At 44.6% G+C, this 20,613-nt stretch carries 17 protein-coding genes; 2 read left to right on the forward strand and 15 right to left on the reverse strand.

The annotated features are described in order from the left end of the window. Positions 1-101: 101 nt before the first annotated feature. Positions 102-899: an enoyl-CoA hydratase/isomerase family protein gene (locus QO189_RS08755; RefSeq protein WP_371532432.1), complete on the reverse strand. Its 798-nt coding sequence runs from the start codon at positions 897-899 to the stop codon at positions 102-104. A 372-nt stretch (positions 900-1,271) separates the two neighbouring features. Here QO189_RS08755 and QO189_RS08760 point away from each other — a divergent pair, with 372 nt between their 5' ends. Next, on the forward strand, positions 1,272-2,084 hold the full coding sequence (locus tag QO189_RS08760; RefSeq protein ID WP_371532433.1) for an alpha/beta fold hydrolase: 813 nt from the start codon (positions 1,272-1,274) through the stop codon (positions 2,082-2,084). 137 nt (positions 2,085-2,221) lie between these two features. Here the strand turns inward: QO189_RS08760 and QO189_RS08765 are convergent, their stop codons facing one another. The 6 genes from QO189_RS08765 to QO189_RS08790 form a co-directional block, all read right to left on the reverse strand. Next, positions 2,222-3,346, reverse strand: coding sequence for an HpcH/HpaI aldolase/citrate lyase family protein (locus tag QO189_RS08765; protein ID WP_371532434.1), 1,125 nt, complete (start codon positions 3,344-3,346; stop codon positions 2,222-2,224). 10 nt (positions 3,347-3,356) lie between these two features. Beyond that, positions 3,357-4,538: a cysteine protease StiP domain-containing protein gene (locus QO189_RS08770; RefSeq protein WP_371532435.1), complete on the reverse strand. Its 1,182-nt coding sequence runs from the start codon at positions 4,536-4,538 to the stop codon at positions 3,357-3,359. 142 nt (positions 4,539-4,680) lie between these two features. Continuing rightward, a complete protein-coding gene (locus tag QO189_RS08775) occupies positions 4,681-5,511 on the reverse strand; it encodes an HAD hydrolase family protein (RefSeq protein ID WP_371532436.1) in 831 nt (276 codons plus the stop codon). 42 nt (positions 5,512-5,553) lie between these two features. Further along, a complete protein-coding gene (locus tag QO189_RS08780) occupies positions 5,554-6,846 on the reverse strand; it encodes a phosphoribosyltransferase domain-containing protein (protein WP_371532437.1) in 1,293 nt (430 codons plus the stop codon). Between the two features lie 43 nt (positions 6,847-6,889). Continuing rightward, a complete protein-coding gene (locus QO189_RS08785; protein ID WP_371532438.1) occupies positions 6,890-8,119 on the reverse strand; it encodes a serine protease in 1,230 nt (409 codons plus the stop codon). 65 nt (positions 8,120-8,184) lie between these two features. Continuing rightward, positions 8,185-9,354: an ATP-grasp domain-containing protein gene (locus QO189_RS08790; RefSeq protein ID WP_371532439.1), complete on the reverse strand. Its 1,170-nt coding sequence runs from the start codon at positions 9,352-9,354 to the stop codon at positions 8,185-8,187. A 293-nt stretch (positions 9,355-9,647) separates the two neighbouring features. Between QO189_RS08790 and QO189_RS08795 the strand changes: the two genes are divergently transcribed. Next, positions 9,648-10,916 carry a TerD family protein gene (locus QO189_RS08795; protein WP_371532440.1) on the forward strand — a complete coding sequence of 423 codons (1,269 nt, stop codon included), beginning with the start codon at positions 9,648-9,650 and terminating at the stop codon, positions 10,914-10,916. 138 nt (positions 10,917-11,054) lie between these two features. Here the strand turns inward: QO189_RS08795 and QO189_RS08800 are convergent, their stop codons facing one another. From QO189_RS08800 to QO189_RS08835, 8 genes are all read right to left on the reverse strand, one after another. Next, positions 11,055-11,663: a TerD family protein gene (locus QO189_RS08800; RefSeq protein ID WP_371532441.1), complete on the reverse strand. Its 609-nt coding sequence runs from the start codon at positions 11,661-11,663 to the stop codon at positions 11,055-11,057. A gap of 57 nt (positions 11,664-11,720) precedes the next feature. Further along, positions 11,721-12,473, reverse strand: a complete 753-nt coding sequence (locus QO189_RS08805; RefSeq protein ID WP_371532442.1) for a TIGR00266 family protein — start codon at positions 12,471-12,473, stop codon at positions 11,721-11,723. A gap of 208 nt (positions 12,474-12,681) precedes the next feature. Then, positions 12,682-13,257, reverse strand: a complete 576-nt coding sequence (locus tag QO189_RS08810) for a TerD family protein (protein WP_101206441.1) — start codon at positions 13,255-13,257, stop codon at positions 12,682-12,684. 472 nt (positions 13,258-13,729) lie between these two features. Further along, positions 13,730-14,650, reverse strand: coding sequence for a glutaminase (locus tag QO189_RS08815; RefSeq protein WP_238036965.1), 921 nt, complete (start codon positions 14,648-14,650; stop codon positions 13,730-13,732). A 229-nt stretch (positions 14,651-14,879) separates the two neighbouring features. Beyond that, positions 14,880-15,941, reverse strand: coding sequence for a DUF475 domain-containing protein (locus tag QO189_RS08820; protein WP_371532443.1), 1,062 nt, complete (start codon positions 15,939-15,941; stop codon positions 14,880-14,882). A gap of 222 nt (positions 15,942-16,163) precedes the next feature. Next, a complete protein-coding gene (locus QO189_RS08825; RefSeq protein WP_371532444.1) occupies positions 16,164-16,739 on the reverse strand; it encodes a TerD family protein in 576 nt (191 codons plus the stop codon). A 234-nt stretch (positions 16,740-16,973) separates the two neighbouring features. Further along, positions 16,974-19,259, reverse strand: coding sequence for a bifunctional 23S rRNA (guanine(2069)-N(7))-methyltransferase RlmK/23S rRNA (guanine(2445)-N(2))-methyltransferase RlmL (gene rlmKL / locus QO189_RS08830; protein WP_371532445.1), 2,286 nt, complete (start codon positions 19,257-19,259; stop codon positions 16,974-16,976). A gap of 168 nt (positions 19,260-19,427) precedes the next feature. Next, entirely contained in the window at positions 19,428-20,612 is a 1,185-nt protein-coding gene (locus QO189_RS08835; protein ID WP_371532446.1) for a mechanosensitive ion channel family protein, read from the reverse strand. Between the last annotated feature and the right edge of the window lies 1 nt (position 20,613).

The following is a 20,613-nucleotide window of genomic DNA, read 5'->3' on the forward strand; positions in this document are numbered from 1 at the left end:
AAGAGGGCTACTATATTGGCAGCCCTTTTTTTGATGTTTTCAATATGCTTTATCTGGTTAGGAATGCATTTAGCCGTCAAATCAACCAGCCTACTACTCAGTTATTTACCTTGATAAACAGGCTTACGCTTTTCGATAAAGGCGCTAACACCTTCGATAAAGTCATCGGTTTTTGCCATTACGGTCTGTTGTTCTACTTCCGTATCTAGCGCATCACTTAACCCAGCAAACGCATGTACATTGAAGCTCTCTTTCATAGCGGCTAGGGCTTTACCTGGCAACTGGCTTAATCGTAGCGCCAATGCTTGTACGGTGGCATCTAGCTCGTCAGCACTGACTACGTTGTTTACCAGATTTAAGCGCGCCATATCTTCTGCTTTTAGCTTATCACCCAGCATCACAAGCTCAGTGGCTTTTGCGGCACCAACCAATTGATTCAATAAATAAATACCGCCTGCATCTGGCACTAAACCGATATTAACAAAGGCTTGGACAAACTTTGCATTGTCTGCTGCGATACGAAAATCACAAGTAAGCGCTAAGTTCATACCAGCGCCTGCTACGGCACCTTCTAATTTGGCAATGATTGGTTTATGGACATCACGTAGCTTTAGGCTGACTTCGCCGGCGCCTTCTACCATACCTCTCAACTTGGTTGAGATGACGTTTTTGTCCAGTCCTTCAGATAGCATCTCTTTGATATCGCCGCCGCTTGAAAAATTACCACCAGCGCCTTGCAAGATAATCACTCGTACTTGATCATCAGACGCCGCTTTATCTAGCGCTATTAATACATTGTTTTTTAGTGGCGTGCCAAACGCATTTAGGCTTTTTGGATCGTTAAACGTAATGGTGGCAATGTGATTATTCACTTGATAATCAACGATAGGCTGTGACATCTGAGATTTCCTTATTTTCAATGACTGTTTTAAATGGCGATTCTGGGTGCCCATATAAGAGACAGCAGGACAAATTAATGGTAAAAAATAATGCAATGCTGATTACTATAGCAGCTTGCGCTCATTATAAAAGCAGGTTTTGTGGGCGCTTAAGACACATCTACATGGCGGTTAAGTCTTTGAGTTGCTCGTATAAACTGTCATGTCTGTATGAACAAAAAGAGTGTATGAATAAGATACAGATGAGACGCATGGTTCATAAAAAGGTGACTTCCTGACATATTAATAGACTATGCTACTATGCAGGTAGCGCGTTAGGTCATGCGCAGCCCAACTGATTAATCAAAGTTTTCATCAAACAAGGAAGTGATTATGCCAACGATAAAAGCCAACGATGTCGATATCTATTATGAAGACAGTGCGCCAAATGACACGCAAAAACCCGTTATCGTGTTTGCTCATGGTCTGCTGTGGAGCTCGCAGATGTATGACAAGCAGGTAGAGTATTTTCAAACAGACTATCGCTGTATTGCGTTTGATTTTCGTGGGCAGGGTCAGTCACAGATTACCAAATCTGGCTATGATATGGAGACATTGACCGAAGATACGCTAGGGTTACTTGACGCACTCGCTATTGCTAAATGTCATTTTGTTGGGTTATCCATGGGCGGATTTGTCGCTCAACGTATTGCGCTTAAGCGACCGGATTTGCTGCTATCATTAACGCTGCTTGAGACATCAGCCGACCCTGAAGATCCAAAAAATGTCCCGCAGTATCGTAAGTTAGTCAAAGCCATTCGCTGGCTTGGTATGAAGCGCGTGAGCAATAAAGTCATGCCGATTATGTTTGGCAGCACTTTTTTGGCCGACAAGCTGCGCAAATCTGATCGCAAACAGTGGCTGACGATGCTACAAAGTAATCGCAAGGATGGTGTCGTTAAGGCAACAATGGGTGTCATCGATCGCACTGGCACTTATGAGCAATTGGGTAATATCACGACACCGACACTTATCGTCGTGGGTGATGAAGATGCCGCCACGCCTTATGCAAAGTCTGAGCGCATGCATTTTGCTATTGCTGGGTCGAAGCTTGCTATTGTTAAAGGCGCTGGCCATACGTCGACAGTGGAAGAGCCTGATCAAGTGAACCGAGTGCTCAATCAGTTTTTGGAAAACTGCGTGTAATGTTTAGCGGTTAATGAGAGGTTTTATATTGTCAGGTTGTTTAAGCAGTAGTCTATAAAGATCCATAAAAAAAAGCCGCTATTAATAAAAGGTAGCGGCTTTTTGTATGGTATTAAGAGATATCACATAGTTAACGATTACATTCGTGAGCTGTATTGACTGTGACCATCATCAATGGTGCCAAATGCTTCTGCACGATTGACGATTTCGGTTGCCCATGCACGATGGGTTGCAGGTTCTAGCATGGTATTATTGTACTTAAATACGGCCTTGGCCTCAGAGTGCAGGATCGCTTGCGCTTCATCCAATTTACTTAGCGGTACACAGTAGGCTTGTTGCACGAGTGCAATTTGGCTTGGGTGAATGACGGTTTTGCCTACCAGTCCCAAACTGACATCGCGGTTTAGCTCCTGCATAAAGAGGGTCGGCTGGTCCAAGTACTCAAATACTGGTGCTGTCAGATAAAAGCCATGCGGTACAAAGCAGCCAAGCATTTGATAGGCAAGGGTGCCGATAGGCGTATCATAGACAATGCTATTCTTTGGACGACGCAAGCGCAGCGCAGCAAATAAGTCATTACCACCGATACGTAGCGCAAACACTGGCTGACTAAAGGCTTCTTTAAAGGCAATAGCCAGCTCTTGGTTATGATGCGGGTTAAATAATGCGGCCGTTTCAAGCGTCGGCATCAACAGATGGTCAACACTGAGATTCTGACAAGCCATGCGCCAATTGGATAAGCTATACATATCGACTTTTGGCATGACAAAGCCATCAATAAGATCAATATGCGCATAGTCAGCCAATTGCTGTAGCATCATCGGGCTACGCGGACGTATAAAGACCAGTGGACGCGTTGGGTGCTGTGCGTGAATAGCAGCAGCTCGCGATGGATCATTGATGCTATTGACATGCTCAGCCCACGTACCCAGCAGCGTACGCAAACGCTCAAGTGCCAGATCCACATCTTCGTGACTGACGGCATCTTCTAAACAAATAATAATACTATTGATCGTTGGTAGCTTGTCGCGCTTAATCACTTGCCAGATGTCTTGGCGAGTGGCAGGCATATATAGGCTAGCACCCAGCTGGTATGGATGATGTGTGTGCGGTCTGACCATCGCATGACGCTCAGTAATCAGATGCGCATAAGACTGAGTATCCTGATAAAGCTCTGATTCGTTGTATTGTATATCTGACATAATTGGCATCATAAATAGAGAGGTAAAGGGCAAGCGTTCAATCGCGCTAGTGGTGCTCATGCCAAAAGCATTAACTGTCTTTGGCTCGTTGCTTGATAAGGGTGATGGCTTGATAAGGCAGTATTTTATCACCTAATACATCAATAGTGATGCCTCGTTGCGCACATAAATGACGCAGTAGTACGGTATCGGGATGCGCCGCGGTCGCGAGCAATATACGTTCTGGATCACGGCGCAAGATAGCGCGTGTTGCCTCGGCGATAGTTGGCTTGATACGGTTGCGATTGGTAATATCATAGTCTACTGCGAGCGTATCTATTAATGCTGCCGTCTGGTAGCGCGGCTGCTGATAGGTCGGCAAATGCTCTGGCAGCATAGTCAATGAGCGTCTGGCTGCATCAATATGATCGATAAAAGCCAAGCTATGGTCTACCTCTATCAAATTATCATAGAAGACACTACGGTGTGGCCCTGATTGAGGCTCGGTGTATAAACTGCGTGAAATCAGCCCTGATACGGTACTATTTAACAAACCCGATGGAATTAACCAATCTTCCGCGCTCGCAGCTAACCAAGCAACACCTGCAGGATCAGCAAGAGTCAGTAGCGGAATGACATCAGCACCTTGATGAAAAATATTGGCAAAGTTGGCATGAGCCGTGTCGCTAAATGCTTCTAAGCTACGAGCCAGCTCTTTATAAATCGCACCTTTACCTGTCCAGCCATCGACAAATACAATTGGGCTGTCTGGATAATCGTCCAGCAGCATTTGCAGCGCCACAGGATCAAGCCCACGATCACGAATGATGCTGATGCCATAATGCTTGCTTGGTAAGTGATAGCTACTATCTGTGTCAGACAACGCGCGCTGCAATAGCACGCCAATTGGTAGCCCTGCCCGTACCAAACTGACCAAGACTAGCGGATGCTCATCACTTACTTTATGCTGAAAAACATGATGTATGGTATGCGCTAAGCGTGCGATATCAGTTGCGGCTCTCTCACCACCTTGCGCTAGCGCTTGACTGTATAGCTGCTCATGCATCGCGGTAGGCGCTTGCTCCAAAGTCAACATATCAGAGTAGTGACGTTGCCCATTTTGGATAAGTGCTTCTTTTTGGCTGACGGGCACATCAGCAACAACGTCTTTATCAACGATATCGAGTAGGACTGTCACATCGCTGGCAAGATAGCTACCTGAGCCGTAATTGTTTAGATTGGCTCTATTAGTCTGTATGTTAGGTAAAGTCATAATATGAATAATGGCACTCGTGATGATAAAAGGAGGTTCTGTGACTGTTTTTTGGACTAATTTTCTGGGCTGATTCTTTAGGCTAATGATTTAAACGGGTGCTCTAAACTGATCGTTTAGCCTGACGATCTAGCCCGAACAATTAGACAGATAGCTGAGACTGATATTGCTCGTGCATCTGACCGCGGCTTGGCATACCGTACCAGTCAAGCAGTTGCAGAAAAGGCAAATCTGCCAAGCTATCACCAAAACCAAAACTAGGACGCTGATGGTCTAAATGATTGTCTAATAAAAACTGTACGGCATGACGCTTATGTACCGAGTGCGGTAATATCGCTAGATTATTGGCATTCACATGCACATAAAAATCTTGCTCAAAATCGCGTATTAACGTGGGCAATTTTTTAGCCAAATCTATTAACGCTTGATGGTCTTTTTGCGCGTGTTTAATCGCTAGATAAATCTTTAATTCTTCATTTACAGACCCATTGTCAAAGCTATCGACATGCGGCGTAAATACCAAATGACTCTGCTCACTTTTGCTATGACTAGCAAAAATCTCGCTCAGTTGGTTTAACTTATCTTGCAGCGGTGCAAGCTTGTTATACATATGCTGCTGCCACGCGCTTAGTAGTTGCCCATCAGCCGTCAAAATAATGGCACCATGAGTCAATACTTGCCAACTGTCGAATGGCAGTTTTACACGCTTAATTTCACTGCGGTCACGTGCTGTTACTACGATTAATTCAGTGCTATTGAGTAGCCAATTAAAAAAAGTCACTTGGCGCTGACTCATGAAACTTAGTGGCTCGTTTTGCTTATTGACCGTCGCACAAACCAAGTATTCTGGCTCTGCAGTTGGGACTTGCCAAGTATCAATTTTACGCTGGGTTTGAAATAATGTGTCGTCCAAATCCATTAAGGCATATGGTTTGATAATATCGCGGTTGGGCTTGAAAAATGGGATAGTCATGACATCGTCCATAAACAGTAAGTATGAAGGTGAAAGAATGGTTTAAGTCGTCGGACTGACTACCAAAACATTCTCTAAACTGCGCCACATCGCATCCACGCTATCAGCAGCTGTTTCCACACACAACACAATCAAGTCCCATTCTTTTGAATCGACATTATAAGCAAAGTTGGTCATGCCCAGCCCGTAATTATCATGAAAGCTCAGCATGGTAGTGATGGCCCCGCCAAGCGCAATCGGTGAGCGCGTCAATGCACTAAATTTAACGATAGTATCCGTGTCATCTTTTAGGTTTTGAGACGTTGTCTCAAGCCATTCAGCCAATAAAAACGGCAACCAAACAAACTCATTGCTCCCCAAAACCAATATTTTTTTGGACAATTGAGTGATATCAAAGCTGTCTTGATTATAGAAGCCTGCAAATGCAGCCTGAAAGTTTGATAGGTAATTGTCAAACCCATCTGTGCTATTTAATGTGGGAAAACGTCCCCAATTGCCTGTAAATCCAAGCGCTTGACTACCAGCGGCAGTAGTATCAACCGATGGCATAGTGATAGGCTCTGGGTTGGGCGCGTCTGTCCATTGCCAAGCGCCAGACAGTAAGTGATGGCGATGAAACTCAATACCAGTCAAGCGATCTGCCATACGCGCAGGCTGCTCGCCATCTGTCTGCTGGTTCGTGTTTTCTTGATCCAATGACCAATCAACCAAAGTCGTTAGATGTACTTGCTCTAACTGAGTGAGCCCTGCATCACGTAAGGCAGTGACGACATTGACACAGGTATTGCCGGTTGATGCTTCATCATCGACCATAATCAGCGTTTTGCTGGCAAGCAGCTGCTCTTGCGTGATGGTATCTGTACTTTGATAAATCAAATGCTGGCTGGCATGACTATGATCTTCATTAAACGTTGTTAGTAACGCTTCGGAGTTATTGTCACTATGCTGAGCATGACGAGTAGAGTTCAACAATAGAGCTTGCGGATAGCGTGTTTGCAGCGCTTGATGCACGCCAGCAGATAGACCTACTGCTGTCTCTGCCATACCAATGACCAGAACGGGTGCAGGCAAATCATTAGGAACTAAATTGGCTAAGTCAGTAAAGGCATTTCGCATGGTGCTAGGTGCCACAGGAATATGACGACCCAATACTTTTGAGACAAACAAAAACGCCCGTTTTGGGTTAATGCGTTGGGCAAACCCAAGCAGGTCTTCTAATTGATAACTTTCATTTTGTTCCAAGCTATTTTTGTTAGTTGCTGAGTTGGTCTGATAGGTCAGATCAAGGGTACCGCGAGGTAGGGTGATGCTCGTACTGTGTTGCTTATTTAACATTCATATTCCTTTGCACTTTTCATTTTATATAGGTATAGACTTCTTAACCCTGACAGCCAACCAGCCACAATGCACTGCGACTTTGCTTGCTGAGTTGCGGTGTAGTCAAAGGCATAGCGCTTGATGAATCAGCCTTACTCTCCAAACTGATGCCAGCGCTCGCAATTAAGGCAGATAATAACTGAAATTTCACCGCATAGTTCATGTTTTGTGCATGTTCATGAACGAGACTGGCGGTCACCATACCAACGACCTCGCCAGTTGGTAGTAGTAAAGGACTACCACTAGAGCCAGGCTGAATGGGCGCGGTAAACTGAAGATAACGAATATCATCGTTTAAGCCCGTTAGCCCTGAGATACAGCCTTGTGTGACTTGTAGTTGACTGCTCAGTCCTGATAATGGAAATCCCAGCGTGGTAATGGTCTCACCCAATATATCACTACATTGCTGTGCCAATGGGATATGGCTGGGCAATGGGTCGCTGACTCTGATAATAGCGGAGTCGCTACCGATATCACTGAGCAAGACTTGTGCCTCGCGATCAGGCTGACCTTGCTGACGTATGCCAATTATTTGAGCCGACTCAATCACATGATAGCAGGTAAGCAAGTGGTACGGATCAATGGCAAACGCCGTCCCTGTCCATGTTTCACCTGCCTGCACTTGACGAGGCGGACGCATTTCATTGTGAGGGTAGGCTTGCTGTTGCTGTTGCTGTGCTGCTTGGATACGTGCATGTGTGTTGGGTGGACGAACATCAAGACTGACTTGTACTCTCTGTTCAAGACTCACCAAACCTTGGGTCGAAGCTTCGCCAAGCGCTCGACATTTAAACTGTCCATTACGCTGATATATCTCTAATATAATGGCGGCTTTGACGTGGCGTTCGCGTGCTGTAAAGTCATAGCGAAGTGCACCATGATTGAGATTTAGGCAAACGTCGCTTAGCTCAACCGCAGGCAAGTTCAGGCTAGGCTCATCGTAAGTATAAGCAATCAGCTGTAAAAAATGCACACCTTGTTGCTCAAACAATTTGGGTAGATCAAGCTGCCATTTGCTTGGGTTATTGGCATCATCTATCGTTGCCCAGTCTTTGGGCTCATGTAAATAAGCTGGGCTACAAACGGCCTGACGATTGGCATCTAGAGGCAGCCATAGTAGCCCAAGCTGCTGTCCAAACCTAAGCGGAGAAGCGCTAGAAAATGCGACCAAGCAGCGCACGTCTGCGATAACAGCATTGGCGCCTAACACGAGTGTGGTCTGTGCTGTCATCGTCTACCTCTTATTGGTATATACTCGGTCGTCAGTCGTTCTTTACGTTGCCTGCTTGTTTTTACTTATTCAGCAGCATCTTCAATTTTTACGCCCACCATAATGGAGCGTACTTGACAGGGTGTTATTTGTTGCGTGATATCAGCCAGTGTTGGTTTATCAGTTAGACCAAGCCAATAGCCAAATCCGACCTGTGTCAAATCCACACCGCTATGCGTCGTGTAACCAATACCACCGGACGGACGGCTATTGATCTCAAGCACACGGTGCTGACCGTCATCATCAGCTTTGGTCTGCACACTGACGATACCATCACAGCCAAAAGCTCTAATCAATGGAGTCACCACATCCATGACGGATTGCTCATAGCCGATATGTTGTATTTTGCCGGTTTTATAACGAGTGACAGCGGCCAATACTTCACCGTATTCGCAGACTACATCGATAGAGTATTCTTGCCCTGACAAATATGGCATGAGTAGCATAGGAATAGGTCGCTCACGCACCATCAGACTGTTGGTATAGGCATTGATAAATTGCGCAGTATTGATTTTTTTCTCTTCAGTGAAGTACAAGTGCTCAAAGCTATCGTAGTGCTTATCAGTTTCTTTGCCTAAATCCAATCGCCAAAACCCTTGAGCAAAAATACCAATAACTGGTTTGACACATAGGGGCTGATGACCGTGCTCGGCAAGTAATGCTTCCAGCTCTGTCACATTATCAAAGCGCCAAGCATCAGCGACGGGGATATTGTGCTGGTGACACTGTTGCATAAAGGCAAATTTATCTTCGATCGACTCTAGTGCGGCTACGCTGGTTGCCCCTGTTAGCAAACGAATACCAGCGGCATCAAACGCCTCACGATGCGCTTCATAATCGACCCCATTGCGGCCCGTCAATAAGACTTTAACGTTGTTCTCTTTGGCGTGTTCCAAGACGAATTGCCAGCGAGGCGTCGCTGACTTAGTCATTTCTTCTATATTATCTTCTATATTATCTTCTATCTCATCAACTATGGCTGCTTTTGCCGGATACGGTTCGCGATAGACCTTATCAGCAAATTCAAAAATCTCAGGTCGGTTATGACGGTGTGAGGCGATAATATTAAAAGGAGTATTAGATTTACTTTTTAAGTTCTGTAAGCTCTCTAACATATCGCGCTGGCTGGATTGACCTTCAGCTAACCAAGCAGCTATTGATGTGGAGTGGACGCTATCGTTAGCAAGGTTAGTCATAATTCTCTCAGCGTTATTATCATATGTAGGGGGTTGGATGAGTGGATACGGTTATTGAAAACTGGCGGCAGTATAGTCAAAATTTGATCATTCAGCAGCATATATTATATACAAATGGCACAGGTTATAAATGCCCCTGATGAAATAGGCAAAAGGATTTGTAATAGTGATTTGGTAGCTAGTAGCGCGATTGCTCGGTTTAAAATGTTCGTAATATTCATGCTACTATATGACAATAGTGAGCATGCCAATTACAACGACGACAACATAATAAAGAATCCAAAGGACGTATGATGAATCAACCTCAACAACTGATCGCAGGTGCCAATGCGCCATTACCAACTGATAATATTAGTGTTCGCATCTTAAGCCAAAATGCCATTGATTGCGCCGCTTATCGTCTGACGACTGATGGCAAAGTACGCGGCGATGGTGACATGATATTTTATGGTCAGAAACGTAGCGATGACGGCAATGTTAGTTTTCGTGGTCACGACAGCGACGGATTTTTTGATATCAACCTATCTGCGCAGCCTGCGGATATTGAAAAAATTGCCTTGGCATTCTCTAGCGCGCAGACATTGGCACAAGTTGGTGATGTGGATATTCAAGTACTACAAGGCAGTCAGGTATTGATGACTTGTCAGCTGAGCAGTGCTGGACGTAACGAAAAAGCCATTATTTTGGCCGAATGCTATCGTCGGCAGGGCAGCTGGAAGTTTCGTTTTATCGCTCAAGGATTTGAGGGAGGGTTAAAACCGTTATCTGAACACTTCGGGGTCGAGATTGCAGATGAAGCGCCAGCTCAAAACCAGAACGCATCGCAGAATCAGGCTCAGCCGATCAATACCCAGCGACCCATCAATACGCAAAAAGCAGGCAGTACCTCTCAAGCGAGCACCCCGCCACCGATTCCTGCTACTCCTTCGATTAATCTTAGCAAAATCACCTTAACCAAGAACCAATCGAGCATCAATCTCAAAAAACGTGACGACTTTGGCAAAATTTCCGTAAACTTAGATTGGAACCAACGTCCAGAGAGTAATAAGTCAGCACCCAAAAAAGGCCTATTAGGCGATCTGTTTAAGCAGCATCAATCAAGTGGTATTGATCTAGATGTTGGCGCGATGATTCATCTGAAAAATGGCGAAAAGACCCTCATTCAAGCATTGGGTGACCGTTTTGGTAGTCTGCAATCAGCGCCGTATGTGTGCTTGCGAGCGGATGATAGAACGGGGCAGGTAAGTGGTGGCGAGTGGCTCGATATCAATGGTCAGCAGTGGTCACAGATTGAAGAAGTATTTATCTTTGCCTTTATTTATGAGGGCGCGCCAAACTGGGAAAAAACCGATGGGGTCGTGACGATTCATGTACCCGATCAGTCACCGATCGAGACGCGCCTAACAGAAGGGGCTGGTAACTTGCCGATGTGTGCGATTGCGCGCCTTGTCAATCAGCAAGGCAGTATCAATGTTGAACGTATTAACCAATATTTCAAAGGTCATCAAGAGATGGATAAGGCCTTTAATTGGGGCTTTAGCTGGAAGCGTGGACGTAAATAATATTTGTACTATATAAATGATAAACAAAAAAGAGCGGCCCATCTACTAATAGATGGGCCGCTCTTTTTTGAAATAAACTATTTAACTGGAGTATTAATTAACTAAGTTATTAATAGTCCAGTTAAAGGCTCAACTCAATTAAGCATGTGGCGTAATCGCTGGCATTAAGTCATGGAAGGTGCGACCAGACGCAGTCTCGCCAATAGCGTGCATTTTCCATTCGTTGTTATGACGATAGACTTTTGCCATCACCATCGCTGTATGCCCACCTTGGGCGGATAAGTTGTAGCGAGCTACTTCGCTATTATTATTGGCATTAACGATACGGCAAAACGCATTTTCTACCGTCTCAAATGTCTGACCCGTAAAGCTATTGACCGTAAATACTAATGAAGTCACATTGGCCGGGACTTTTGAGAGATCAACATTGATGACTTCATCATCACCATCGCCGTCGCCAGTACGGTTGTCACCCGTATGAACGATACTGCCATCTTTTGACTTGAGCTGACTGAACCAGATAGCATCGACCGCTTGTTTGTTTGCGTCAAACATGATGCACGAAGCATCCAAATCGATAGAATCGCCGCCGCTACCGCCGCCGAATAATTTACCTAAAAAGCCACCTTTCTTGTCTTGTGGACCTTGAGCAACATCCCAACCTAGACCCAATTTAACTTGAGTCAGCTCGCCGCCTGCTTCTTTGCTTAGGGAGATTTTCTGCCCTTTTTGTAGACTAACTGCCATGTGAGTATCCTTATGGTAATTGTGAGTAAAACTGCTTAAACATAGTTCTAAAAGATGCTATAAGATATTATCTAAAAAACCACCGTTGCCGCCGCGTCCACCTGAGCTAGTGCCTAAGACGCTTTGCAGCCATCCTTGATAACTGTCACGATTACGCGAGCAAATAATGACTTTGCCGTTTCCTGAAAAGTTCAGAACCATACCCTCGCCACTGGTGACGGAATTGATGATATTGCTCATGATGCCTTTTTTCTTACTGGTCGAGACGGACAGTTTATAATCGAGGTTCGAATCCCAGCAAACCACATGACCATTATCAATGATGACATCTTTGTCTGGTGTGACCTCAATCTCAAACAATGAGCCAAAACCAGATACCACAACCTGACCTTTTCCTTGCGTCTGCATGACCATAAAGCCACCAGTATCACCGAATACCGCGCCGCCCAGATTACGCTGAATATTGGCTCTGATATCAACGCCAGTTTGCGCCGCGACAAAAGCACCATCACTCAATGTATATTGCTGTAACCCCACCTCAATGATTTGCATGTCGCCATCTAGTGTGGGCGCAAGCAAGCAATCACCTTCACCATGGACCGCTTCAATCTGCTGTTGAAACAAAGATTCATCATTGGCAAAGCGGCGCATGAGCGATTGCATCAAGCCACCTTGTAGCTTACCTTTTAGCTCAAGGTTAGACTCCATCATCACCATTGCATTGGCTTCACAATAAATTGAATCGCCTTTTTTGAGATTACAATGCAAAAAAGGCTCAATAGTACCGATTAAACTGAATGTTGCGGCCATAGGGTGCAAATCCTTATTCTAATATCTTTGATAGGTGCTCTTAATGTGCGGGTATAGACCTATGTGTTTTAGCGTTTTTATATTGATGAGCCTATTAAATTTAAAGCCATCAAATGCGTTAAAAGGGCACACTTGATGGCTTATAGGCGTCGCTATCAGAAAACTGATAGCAACGCTTGGCTCGCTAGATATTTACGTCAATTTAACGTTATACGTTCACGCCGTAAGACGCTGCTAATGGTCCAAGACCACCGCTGAAACCTTGACCGACGGCACGGAATTTCCAGTCGCCGTTATGACGATATAGCTCACCAAAGATCATAGCCGTTTCAGTGCTGCCATCTTCTGATAGGTCGTAACGGGCAATTTCAGCTGCGCCATTGTCGTTTACAACACGGATATAAGCATCGCCAACTTGACCGAAGTTTTGGTTACGTGCTTGGCCTTCATAGATGATCGCACAAATGGCAACTTTGCTCACATCAGCTGGGATGCTCGCAAGATTGATTTTGATTTTTTCGTCATCGCCATCGCCTTCGCCAGTACGGTTGTCACCAGTGTGCTCAACGGCGCCATTGTCTGACTTTAGGTTATTAAAAAAGATAAAATCTTGGTCGTTACGGACTTTGCCCGCTTCATTGATTAAGAAGCCAATAGCATCCAAGTCAAACTCTTGACCGTCAGTTGCGCGTGGATCCCAGCCTAGACCAACTGTGATGTTGGTTAAACCTGGTGCTTCTTTTGATAAGTTTACGTTGCCGCCTTTTGTTAAGCTAATAGCCATACAAATATCCTTTGGATTAATAATTAAGTGGATTGGGTTTAAAAAATAAACTAAAAGTTGTGCAGTGACTGATATGAAAGGACAACTGGTAAAGAACCTAGCTGTACACCACGTCCTGCATATCATTACGTTTTACTATACTAAGCGTTTGCTCACTAAGCAAGGCGTATTTTGTGCGCTTACTATATGCTTACTAAGCGACATAATAACCCTGCATTTTTGATACTTTTTAATCATCTTAGCAATAGTGGTTAACGTATTGTTATGCAAAGGTAAATTATTTAATGGCTGTTTCCTTTGGATTAAGCTATAGAATGAAGAGGAACCTACGTTAGGTTGCAAAGGCATAACCAAAAAAAGCGGATCGTACCAGATATGTTGGTACGACCCGCTGTAAGCTTGACAACTCAATAAAATTTAGACGTAATATTGTGCTGAATAATCCATCGATGAAAGTATTTAGGTAAAGCTTTTATTCCGCAAAAACCGACCAGCCCGTTTCTTGTACAAACAGCTCTAATGCTTTTAACCCAAGCTTGGAGTTTCCGATATGATCCAGCCCTGGCGACCAGACAGCGATAGAGCCTTTACCGGGAGCTATAGTCAAAATACCGCCACCAACCCCACTTTTACCAGGCAAACCGACGCGATAGGCAAACTCACCAGATCCATCATAATGACCGCACATCATCATTAGCGAGTTAATCCTTCTGGCTCGGTGCTCGTTGATTACACGTACCCCTGAGTGCTTATCAACCCCGTTAGAGACCAAGTACAGACCGGCGCTGGCTAATTGCTGGCAATTCATCTCAATCGAGCATTGATGAAAGTAAGTACCCAACACCTTATCCACATCGTGCTTGAGACGACCAAAGGATTTCATAAAGTGCGCAAGCGAGGCGTTGCGGTCTTTGTGCTCCATCTCAGACGCTGCCACTTTATGGTCAAAGCGGATGGATTCATCGTCCGTAATAAAATGCACAAACTGTAGAATCTCAGCCAATATTTCTCTAGGTTCGTGACCCATCATGATCGCATCTACCACAGCAATGGCACCAGCATTGATGAATGGATTGCGTGGTCGACCAGTTTCATGTTCTAGCATGACGATTGAGTTAAAAGGGTCACCTGAGGGTTCACGACCAACGTGTGTCCAAAGCCCATCGCCCAATTTGCCAAGTGCAATGGTTAGAGTAAATATCTTAGAAATACTTTGGATCGAAAACAGAGTGCTCGCATTGCCTGCTGTATACATCTTTCCGTCAGGTGTCGCTACTGCAATACCAAACTGGTTTGGATCTATATGTGCCAGTTGCGGGATATAGTCCGCTACTTTTCCACGATCGGTTTCAAGTGCCATCTGTGCGGCAATATCATCAAGAATCTGTTGCATAGTAGTTGAAGGGTCTCATTTTTGGTGAGTGATTGAAGGACGAGGATTCTAACCGAATAACGTATAGTAGTGATGAAAAAATTGTATGTGAGGCAAAATACGCACATATTTTGGCGATAGATAAGGATTTGCCGTGTGACTAACGCCTGACATTATAACGCAAAAAAGCAGGCCATATCTGATGATACGACCTGCTCAAAGCTATACAGCATCATGCGGACAACAGGTGCTAATTAAGCCTTGCTGCTTCCGCTTTACGATGTTTCAGCGATGCCCATAATGCAAAACCAATAAAGGCAATACCGATAAGGCCAGTAATGATTTCTGGTACATGGAACTTCACAGACAACAGCATAATGATGGCCAGTGCGCCAATGGCATAATGCGCACCATGCTCAAGATAAATAAACTCATCAAGCGTGCCTTTGTCTACCAAGAAGATAGTCATCGAGCGTACGAACATCGCACCAATGGCAAGACCAAGCATGATAACGATGACATCATTGGTAATGGCAAATGCGCCAATCACACCATCGAAACTAAATGAAGCATCGAGGACTTCTAAGTATAAGAAACCAATGATACCGCCTTTCATGATAGCGCTGGTCGCGGCGGCGCCACTTCCTTCGTTCTCTAAGTCTTCTTCGAGATCACCTTCTAGCATACCAGATACGACCTGTACTCCAAGGTATACTAGAATGCCCCAAACGCCAGCAATGAGCACAGCACTTGACTGCTCTGCGCTGGCCCATGATACGGCAATCATTAGGACGATAAGCGCAACAAATACGCTCATCGCATCGACTTTGCCTAGCTTGACCAAACGGCTCTCAAGCCATTCAAACCAATGGACATCTTTGTCATCAAAAATAAAGTTCAAGAAAACCAATAGTAAGAAAATACCACCAAATGCTGAAATTTCAGCGTGATGTGCCATCAATCTGGCTGAGTATTCTTGAGGATTGTTCAATGCCAAATCGATCACTTGCATCATACCAAGGTCAGCGGTAACCGCAACGATGACAATAGGGAAGACCAAGCGCATACCGAATACCGCGATTAAAATACCCACGGTTAAAAATATCTTTTTCCAAAATTCGTCCCAGCCCTTGAGGACTGAAGCGTTGACCACCGCGTTGTCAAAAGATAGCGAAATCTCCATGACGGCCAAAATAGCAGTAATAGATAGTGTAGTGATTAAACCACCCATACCGCCATGTGAATATCCCCACCATGCCGCTATTGCTAAGGCAATGATTGTGAAGATAATGTCTAAATAAAAATGTCTCATGACACATCCTGTCTGGTTGCGTAAAGCTGGTCTAGTATAGACACAAGCCGCAAAAAAGTGGTTATTGCTAACCACTTTTTATGCATAATTTTAAACGAAACGTAAAGCATTACTAGTCATTGGGGCATTAAAAATTGTGACTATTTGCAACGATGGTCGCTTGATATTTTGGACGTGATAATCGGAATGGCTGATAGCCCAAATGCCAATAAAAATAAGGCTCTAGATATCAACGCCGTACTGATGGCACATCGCCTGTAAGCCACCTGAATAACCTTGACCTACCGCACGGAATTTCCATTCACCGTTGTGGCGATATACTTCACCGAATACCATGGCTGTCTCAACAGAGTAATCTTCTGCTAGATCAAAACGTACCACTTCAGTGCCGGTCTCTTCATTAACAACACGGATAAAGGCATTGGCTACCTGACCGAAGTTTTGGTTGCGAGTAGCAGCGTCATGGATAGTCACCGTCACGACTACTTTATCAACGTCAGCAGGTACTTGGGTTAAATTTACTTTGATAACTTCATCATCACCATCGCCTTCGCCAGTACGGTTGTCACCTGTGTGCTCGACCGCGCCATTATCAGATTTGAGCTGATTATAGAAGATAAAATCATGATCGCCGCGCACTTTACCTGCGCTATTTAACAAAAACACACTGGCATCTAGGTCAAACTCAGCACCAGAAGTCGCGCGCTCATCCCAGCCAAGACCGATAAGCAGTTTGGTTAGGTTTGGATCTGTTTTCGTCAGCGATAGATTGCCGCCTTTATTTAATGATAAAGCCATAAGATTACCCTTGTTATTAGATGTTAGCGATTTTATGAAATAAAAGGCGATGATTACGCTATCACTGCGCAAATCCATCGCCTATTAATGCTCTATCATAACAACAAAAAATGACCCAATCAAAGCCGATTGGGTCATGGTTATATTTCATATACATTGGACAAAAAACCTAAGTTTCAGGTAGTTATGCTGCCGCGATGAATTACTCTATTTATAAATACTAGCTTATAAACTTTAGCGATGGCGAATCTCAAAGCTTTGATGAATGGGCTTTTTGATATTGAAGTCAAAGCCAATCGTCTTTTGCGTGATATTAACGATATCGTAGCGCTCGACTAACTGCTCATCTAGCTCAAAGCGCGTGAAGTTATTAGAAAAATACAAAACGCCATCGGATGTTAAGCGGTTCATCGCACGATTTATAAGGGCCGCATGGTCACGCTGTACATCAAAAGTACCTTGAAACTTCTTCGAGTTTGAGAAAGTCGGCGGATCAATAAAGATAATATCAAACTGTTCGGTATTGTCTTTTATCCATTCAAAGATATCGGCAGCAACGAATTGATATTTATTGCGGCTGACGTCTAGACCATTGAGCACAAAATTCTGTTTGCCCCAATCTAAATAGTTCTGTGACAAATCAACGCTCGTGACTTTTTTGGCACCAGCAAGCGCTGCATGCACACTGGCAGTACAAGTATAAGCAAACAGGTTAAGTACAGATTTGCCGCGGCTGTTGTCTTTGATCCGTGCACGCATATTACGGTGATCGATGAACAGACCCGTATCTAGATAATCCGTAAAATTAACATAGAAATAAGCACCATCTTCGCGGGCGACATGAAACTTGCCGCGTTTTTCTGTGGTGTTCTGTTTGCTGTACTGATCATTACCAGACTGGCGGGCACGTGTTTTGATAAAGATTTGCTCACGATTAATATCAAAGACTTCACGGATACCCATCAGTGCTAGGTTAAAGCGTTTTTTGGCCGTTTCAGGTGGAATTGTTTTAGGCGGTGCATACTCTTGCACGTGGGCATAATCGCCGTATAAATCGATCGCGACTTTGAAGTCAGGCAAGTCAGCATCGTAAACACGAATGTTGCTGACATTGTCTTTTTTAGCCAGTTTCTTAAGCTTGGTCAGGTTTTTTTGTAGACGATTGATAAAGTCCTGTCCGTCTTCTACTTCGATCTCACGCTTTTCAAAACGGCTGACAAGATTGCCTGTCTGCCCAGCGATAAGCGTTCCGTAGCGGAAATAGACGGTGATAGCGCCATTATGACAGCGTAACGTTTTTGGTTCTTTAATCGGTAGGATATCTACTTGCTCGACACGAGCAGCCAATATGCCAAGCATTGGATCGATACCGCTGCCCGCAAAGCTGTCTTGCACAATTAGGCCAATGGCTTGATACAGTGGCTTGATCATTTCCTCATCACCCAAACGCTCACCATAAGGCGGGTTGGTAATGATTAAAGGATTACTCAATCGACCATCATCCACGAGCGGTTTTAGGGCGTTACCGAGTTGATCAAGCGCACGCTGTTCGATGTCGAGTAGCGGGAGCAAATCTTGAAGACCTGCTGCGATGAGGTTTTTTTCGGTTGCGATAATCGCGCCATTATCAGCATCAAAACCCAACACAAGCGGCAGCGTATCTGGTTGCTCATTGGCAATCTCTAATGCTTCGCGAAAACGTGTCTGTGCATCCTCAATCATCTCCTGCCATAGCGTCTCATCATGATGCTGCCACTCATAGAAACCAAATTGATTGGCAGCTTTATCAATACCTACGGCATAATCACAGTGCATGAGTAGCGCTTCGATAAGGAAAGTACCAGAGCCACACATTGGGTCTATTAACGCATTGTAGTAAGGCGCATCGCCTGCTTCGTTTTTCTTGTGCCAACCAGCGCTATAGAGTAGGGCAGCTGCCAAGTTTTCTTTTAATGGGGCTTCTGTCATAGCCACGCGATAACCACGGCGATGCAAACTGGTCCCTGATAAATCTAAATACAGCTCGGCTTGTTTGTCATTGACGGTCGCAAAGATAGAAAAATCTGGGTTTTTGCTATCGACATTCGGACGGCTGTCGTATACTTCGTTGAATGTATCCGCAATGGCATCTTTGACACGTAGCATGGCAAACTGCTGGCTGACGGCAACGCGCTTATCAACAGATAGACGGATGGCAAAGGTTTGCTCCAAATTAAACTGCTCAGTCCAATTGACGGATTTTGCCAAACCATATAGCTGCTCTGCAACATCGTATTCTGCATTGATGTTTTTGCGTTTGATGAGCATTAATACCCGCGAAGCCACACGTGACCAAAGGCAGATAGTATACAAGTCGCGTAAATCACCCGTGACGGCAAGACGACCAGTACTTTTGATTTCGCTATCAATACCGAAACTTGTCAGCTCAGTCTGCAGCGGTGCCTCAAGCCCATCGGCACAAGTAATGATAAGATCAAGCGACAATGTAGAAGAGGGTGCAGCTGCGGTTTGTTCGGTCATACGGGTACCTGTGGGCTAAATTGACAAAAGAGGCAAATAATAAAATAGATGTTTTAACCAGTAATTTTACCATAATTCACGATAGGATGGTTCAAAGTGGCAATGTTTAAGGTGCAATAGGTGCGACAAGTTTGAGGTGCGATAGCGAAATACATGAAAATAAGTTAGCTACTCTCCCTTTGCCAATGATGCCTTTCCTGATACAACTTGAGTAGTGGTTGCAAAAGGTTTAGTAGCGATAGGGTAGTCGACGTCTTTTGGCATAAGCAGGCGCATATGTGGATAGGGCGTCGAGATATTGGCCGCATCAAAGGCAATTTTTATCTCTTCTTGTAGCACTTCTTTGATTTTGGGTATACGTGCCACGGCTGCTGGCTTGACCCAAAAACGCACGATAAAAAATACGCCATACTCCCCAATTTCGGCGACGGTCGCTGAAGTCTCAGGACGATTGAGTACTGCATCGGTATTGCTGAGTACTTGCAAAATCTCTTTGCGCGCCGTTTCGATATCATCTTCAAAGGCAATACGGACACGAATATCAAAACGTATAAAGTTTTTGGAGGTTAAGTTAATCACTTCTGAGGAGGCGACATTAGAGTTTGGAATAATAACAGTAATATTGTCTCGAGTTAGGATATGGGTAGTGCGTAAAGCAATAAGCACCACGCGCCCCTCATTATCGTTGATATGAATCCAGTCCCCAACTTGAAAGGACTGCTCCAGCAAAATAGTGATACCGGCGATAAAGTTGGCAAGCGTCGATTGAGCAGCGAAACCGACAGCTAAGCCGACAATACCCAAACCTGCAACTAACGATACGATATCAAAACCAAATTGTGCCATCACGCTGGCAAGCCCGAGTACCAATAGGAGTACCGACAAGATGTTTTTGAGCAGCTGCTCTATCGAGGCATTGAGTCCATAATGCTGTAGGACTTTATGAATAATCTGACCAGACGATGCCCACAGTACGTAGTAGATACCAGCCCACGTACTTGCTTTTGCTGTCGCCTTGATGGTTTCTGGTTCAAAATTTATCTGACTCATGATCGCTATCAGACTGGCGACAATCCAAACGTAACGTAGCGTTGAGCGGGCAATCTTGGTACGGCGATCATTTAAACGAATTTTGGCTCTGCTTTGCTTGAGAATATAATTGGCCAACCAATAAAAAAATCCCAATACCGCAAGCAGTATCAGGATTTTTATGCCAGTGCTGGCAAGCTCTACTGCTTGAGAAGACCAATTGAGCGACTCTTCGTCTATAGATCCGCCAAGCGCAAGGTAGAGGCTAGTATGCAGGTCACGAATGATTTCTTTAAAAAAGTCGGTAACACTAGCGATTGGCATT

This window comes from Psychrobacter sp. Arc29, from assembly GCF_041431175.1.
Taxonomy (GTDB): domain Bacteria; phylum Pseudomonadota; class Gammaproteobacteria; order Pseudomonadales; family Moraxellaceae; genus Psychrobacter.

What these genes read in the sequence shown, in the direction of transcription:
- QO189_RS08755 (WP_371532432.1), bottom strand. Translation starts at nt 899, where the DNA reads ATGTCACAGCCTATCGTTGATTATCAAGTGAATAATCACATTGCCACC.
- QO189_RS08760 (WP_371532433.1), top strand. Translation starts at nt 1,272, where the DNA reads ATGCCAACGATAAAAGCCAACGATGTCGATATCTATTATGAAGACAGT.
- QO189_RS08765 (WP_371532434.1), bottom strand. Translation starts at nt 3,346, where the DNA reads ATGAGCACCACTAGCGCGATTGAACGCTTGCCCTTTACCTCTCTATTT.
- QO189_RS08770 (WP_371532435.1), bottom strand. Translation starts at nt 4,538, where the DNA reads ATGACTTTACCTAACATACAGACTAATAGAGCCAATCTAAACAATTAC.
- QO189_RS08775 (WP_371532436.1), bottom strand. Translation starts at nt 5,511, where the DNA reads ATGACTATCCCATTTTTCAAGCCCAACCGCGATATTATCAAACCATAT.
- QO189_RS08780 (WP_371532437.1), bottom strand. Translation starts at nt 6,846, where the DNA reads ATGTTAAATAAGCAACACAGTACGAGCATCACCCTACCTCGCGGTACC.
- QO189_RS08785 (WP_371532438.1), bottom strand. Translation starts at nt 8,119, where the DNA reads ATGACAGCACAGACCACACTCGTGTTAGGCGCCAATGCTGTTATCGCA.
- QO189_RS08790 (WP_371532439.1), bottom strand. Translation starts at nt 9,354, where the DNA reads ATGACTAACCTTGCTAACGATAGCGTCCACTCCACATCAATAGCTGCT.
- QO189_RS08795 (WP_371532440.1), top strand. Translation starts at nt 9,648, where the DNA reads ATGAATCAACCTCAACAACTGATCGCAGGTGCCAATGCGCCATTACCA.
- QO189_RS08800 (WP_371532441.1), bottom strand. Translation starts at nt 11,663, where the DNA reads ATGGCAGTTAGTCTACAAAAAGGGCAGAAAATCTCCCTAAGCAAAGAA.
- QO189_RS08805 (WP_371532442.1), bottom strand. Translation starts at nt 12,473, where the DNA reads ATGGCCGCAACATTCAGTTTAATCGGTACTATTGAGCCTTTTTTGCAT.
- QO189_RS08810 (WP_101206441.1), bottom strand. Translation starts at nt 13,257, where the DNA reads ATGGCTATTAGCTTAACAAAAGGCGGCAACGTAAACTTATCAAAAGAA.
- QO189_RS08815 (WP_238036965.1), bottom strand. Translation starts at nt 14,650, where the DNA reads ATGCAACAGATTCTTGATGATATTGCCGCACAGATGGCACTTGAAACC.
- QO189_RS08820 (WP_371532443.1), bottom strand. Translation starts at nt 15,941, where the DNA reads ATGAGACATTTTTATTTAGACATTATCTTCACAATCATTGCCTTAGCA.
- QO189_RS08825 (WP_371532444.1), bottom strand. Translation starts at nt 16,739, where the DNA reads ATGGCTTTATCATTAAATAAAGGCGGCAATCTATCGCTGACGAAAACA.
- rlmKL (WP_371532445.1), bottom strand. Translation starts at nt 19,259, where the DNA reads ATGACCGAACAAACCGCAGCTGCACCCTCTTCTACATTGTCGCTTGAT.
- QO189_RS08835 (WP_371532446.1), bottom strand. Translation starts at nt 20,612, where the DNA reads ATGCCAATCGCTAGTGTTACCGACTTTTTTAAAGAAATCATTCGTGAC.